The following is a 4086-nucleotide window of genomic DNA, read 5'->3' as shown; positions in this document are numbered from 1 at the left end:
CCAGTGGGGGGTGGAACTGGGTAAAAAACTGGCAAGAGGAACACTGGAAACCATTCAGGGTAAAGGTTCCGGTAATTTACATCCGTCAACACGAATTCTGATAGAAAAAAGCAAATCTTAATCGGCATCTTCGGTTTTCTGTACCGGGGTGATATTCATCGTGCGGTAATAGGTGTCCAATTTCCTTTTTAGTCTTCGGTACCTGAACACGCCAATAAAAATCAACAAGGAGCTCAATCCAAAAACCGTATAGGCCAGCCAGCTGAAACTTGCAAAGCCTTCATATTCAATAATGGCCACCCCTGCAATGCCCAGATAAAGCGATGCCCTGATGTATGAAAAGAGTGTGCGTTCATTGGCTAAAGAAGTGCGTTCCATAGCTAAAAAATCACGCAGAATGATTTTTTCCCTGTTTTTGAAAAACTTGGGTTTGGGTATGATGTTTATTTTCTTCATCACAAAAATTTAAACGGGCCAGAAATACAGGATTAAAGGTACGCCAATAAAAATAATTGCCAAAGTGAGTGGCAATCCCATTTTCCAGTAATCGCTGTATTTGTATCCGCCGGGTCCCATCACCAGCGTGCTGGAGTGATGCCCGATGGGTGTTAAAAACGCACACGATCCTGCCACTGCAACAACCATCAGAAAGGGGTCAGGAGAGAGTCCCAGATTATTGGCAATTTGTATGGCAATGGGTGCCATAAGCACGACAGTCGCCGAATTGTTGATGACATCAGACAGCAAAATGGTGATGACCATCAATAAACCGGCAACCAACCACACCGGCTGGTCACTTCCAAGATTGAGTAAAATTCCCGTGATGGTTTCAGCACCGCCACTGGTTTCAAAAGCCGCGCCTACCGGAATCATAGCAGCAAGCAATATAATGACCGGCCAGTCGATACTGGTGTACACTTCCTTTAGCGGTAAAATTTTGGTAACGACCATCACCACAGCGGCTATGGAAAACGCGATCTCCACGCGCATAAATCCGGAAACCACCAGCATGATTGCTACAAGAAATATGGCCAAAGCCCCAAAAATGCGGTCTTTTCTGTCTATGGATAAATCCCTTTTGGCAAGTGGAAGACATTCTAAATTTTTTAAGGCTTCCTGAATGTTTGCCTCCTCACCTTGTAAAAGCAATACATCACCGGCTTTGATATTAATAAGTGAGATGCGTTTACTGATGGTTCGGTCTTGTCTGCCTATGGCCAAAACATTGATGAGGTATTTCTCCCTGAGACGAAAATCGGTTACTGTAAAGTTCAGTAAAGGTGAACTGGGCAGTACAATCGCTTCAACTGTTTGAATATCGTCGGCACCCTTGGCTGTGTCCCTCAGGCGTTTTCCTTCAGCAAGAGTGGTTTTGGAACTCTTCAAAAATGCTTTGAGCTGATCAGTGTCTGCTTCAATAATCAGGACATCGTTTACACGAAATTCCTCCCAGGGCGAAGGTGCGTGAATGCGGATGTCGTTTCTGATTATCCCTAAAATTTCCACATCGGTTTTAAGTGTTTTTTTGAAACCGGAAAAGGTTGTACCCACAAGCATGGAATCTTCAGAAACGGCTACTTCGGTGATGTAGTGTTCGATTTCAAACATATTCCCCGAAGAATCGGCCGATTGCCTTTTTGGAAGAAACCGCCAACCGATTAAGGTGACATATAACAAGCAAACCACTGTCAACACGATGCCTACCGGGGCAAAATCAAATATTCCGAAGCGCTCTCCCACAGCTTCTTCCCTGAATGTGGAAATAATAATGTTGGGGGGAGTACCAATCATTGTAATCATTCCGCCAAGGATGGATGCAAAAGCCAGGGGCATTAAAATGAGTGATGGTGAAAAACGGTACTTTCTTGAAAGGTGAAGCGCGACAGGCATGATAATGGCCAATGCACCAATATTGTTGATGAATGCCGAAGCAAAGGCAACGATAAAAGAGAGTAAAATAATTTGAACCCAAAGCCTGGTGGAAACCTTACTAATCCAGTTGACAATAACATCCACCAACCCGGAAAACTGAAGTGCCTTACTGATGATTAAAACCGCTGCTACGGTAATAACAGCCGGGTGGCTTAATCCTGAAAAGGCAAGGTCGGCAGGTATGATTTGAAAAAGCACCAGCGTTATCAGCGCAAAAAACGCAACGACATCATACCTTAACCTGTTCCAAATAAACAGGATGAGCGAAACGCCTAAAGTGATAAAAACAATGGTTTGCTCCATAGTTAAACCGCTGTTGATGCATTCTCAAATTAAATCATTTTTTTTGGATAAATAAAACACTTCCGGTAATAAACAAAAAAACCGACGCTGAGGTGCATCGGTTTTTAAAAGTAATGAGTTCTTTTTTTACTGCTCCATTAAGGCTTGCAGGCGCATTTGCAAGGCAAAATCGCTTTCCATCATTCCGGCAATGGCTTCAAAACGCTCAATAGTTATGTTTTCCTTTACGATAGCGGCTTCCATTTGCTTTTCAAAAAGGGCATACATCGCTTCAAAACGAGCCATAACGCTGTCCATTTTTTCTGATTCTTCTTCTGTCATAGTTGAAAGCACCTGCTCATCTTCTGTCATACTTGCCCCGTAAAGCTCGTTGAAACGCTCTAAACTAATCCCGGACTCAGTTACGACTTCCATCATAGTATTTTGAGCTTCCATATTGATTGACTGTATGCTTACAACTGCTTTGGCAAAATTGCCAAGTTCAGCATCAGACACTTCTTCCTGTGCAAAAGCGGCAGTGGAAATAAACAGAAGAGCCAATACCAGTTTTTTGCTTTGTTTTAGTAATGTGTTCATTATTGAATTTTTAAATTAAGTTCGTGAAACTACAATTTTCTTGCCAAGTTGACAATGAAACCTACACTATTTTATAAAACTTTAACCAAATAACCAACGGTAAATGTCATTGCCGTTTGCAAAAAGTACCAGGGCAATCAGTAGGAAAAAGCCCGCCACTTGGGCATATTCCATCACTTTTTCGTTGGGTTTTCTGCCGGTGACCATTTCGTAAAGCAAAAATACCACGTGTCCGCCATCCAATGCAGGAATAGGAAGGATATTCATAAATGCCAGTATGATGGAAATCAAAGCTGTGGTTTGCCAGAAGCTCAGCCAGTTCCAGGTATCCGGAAACAGGTTTCCAATGGCTCCAAAACCGCCTACTTGGGTAGCGCCTTTTTTGGTAAATACATATTTAAACTGGGCAACATAATCCCTTAAAATATCATATCCGAAACTGCTTCCGTGTGTGATGCTTTCCCAAAGTGAATATTCCCTGTGAATGACATCAAAGTTAAGCAAAGGCCTCACCCCAATCACTCCTTTTTCATCAGGGGTTATTTTCAGGTTGACGATTTCGCCATTTCTTTCTACAACTACATCCATTGTTTCTTCGGCACTGTTTTTCACTTTTTCAGTAAACTCGTGCCAGAAAACGGTTTCTTCGCCATTCACAAACACCACGCGGTCGCCAGTTTCAAGTCCTGCGTTGTCTGCCGGGCTGCCGCCAACCACCTCATCGATTACCGGATTAATAAGTGGCACAAAAGGCTCAAAAATGCCCGCCTGAAACATTTGCTGGCCTATGTCATCGGGCACGGTTAGGGTTTCGGTGCTTCCGTCTTGTCGTAAAACTTCCACGGTTTTTACATCGCGCAGAAACAGGTATTTGTTGATGTCTGTAACATTCTCAAAATGCTCATCATTGACTTTCAGGATCTGGTCACCGTCCTGAAATCCGTAAGGTTGTACAATTTCGTGAACTGCAAATCCGTCGGGCATGGTTTCGGGGGTGACAAAATCACGACCATAATGAAACAGGATCAATGCATAAATAAGGAATCCCACTAAAATATTCACCGTTACACCACCCAACATAATGATGAGTCGCTGCCAGGTGGGTTTTGAACGAAACTCCCACGGCTGCGGGGGTTTTGCCATTTGCTCTTTGTCCATGCTCTCGTCGATCATCCCGGCAATTTTCACATAACCGCCCAAAGGCAGCCAGCCAATACCGTAAGTGGTTTCGCCGATTTTCTTTTTGAAAAGTGAATATTTCACGTCAAAAAAGAG

4 protein-coding genes are annotated in these 4086 nt (G+C 43.2%); all 4 read right to left on the bottom strand.

Translation table 11 applies throughout. The features are described 5' to 3' along the window. Positions 1 to 117 precede the first annotated feature (117 nt). A complete protein-coding gene (locus tag AC6F75_RS08820; protein ID WP_500714640.1) occupies positions 118 to 456 on the bottom strand; it encodes a DUF202 domain-containing protein in 339 nt (112 codons plus the stop codon). A 9-nt stretch (positions 457 to 465) separates the two neighbouring features. Continuing rightward, entirely contained in the window at positions 466 to 2235 is a 1770-nt protein-coding gene (locus AC6F75_RS08815) for an SLC13 family permease (protein WP_500714639.1), read from the bottom strand. A gap of 126 nt (positions 2236 to 2361) precedes the next feature. Then, positions 2362 to 2811 (bottom strand): DUF4168 domain-containing protein, encoded by a 450-nt coding sequence (locus AC6F75_RS08810; RefSeq protein ID WP_500714638.1) that lies wholly within the window; start codon positions 2809 to 2811, stop codon positions 2362 to 2364. An 81-nt stretch (positions 2812 to 2892) separates the two neighbouring features. After that, positions 2893 to 4086: RIP metalloprotease RseP (rseP, locus tag AC6F75_RS08805; RefSeq protein ID WP_500714637.1), on the bottom strand; the 1194-nt coding region annotated here is incomplete at its 5' end.

It is taken from the genome of Planktosalinus sp., from assembly GCF_059864935.1.
This window is presented reverse-complemented; position numbering and strand designations above follow the sequence as displayed.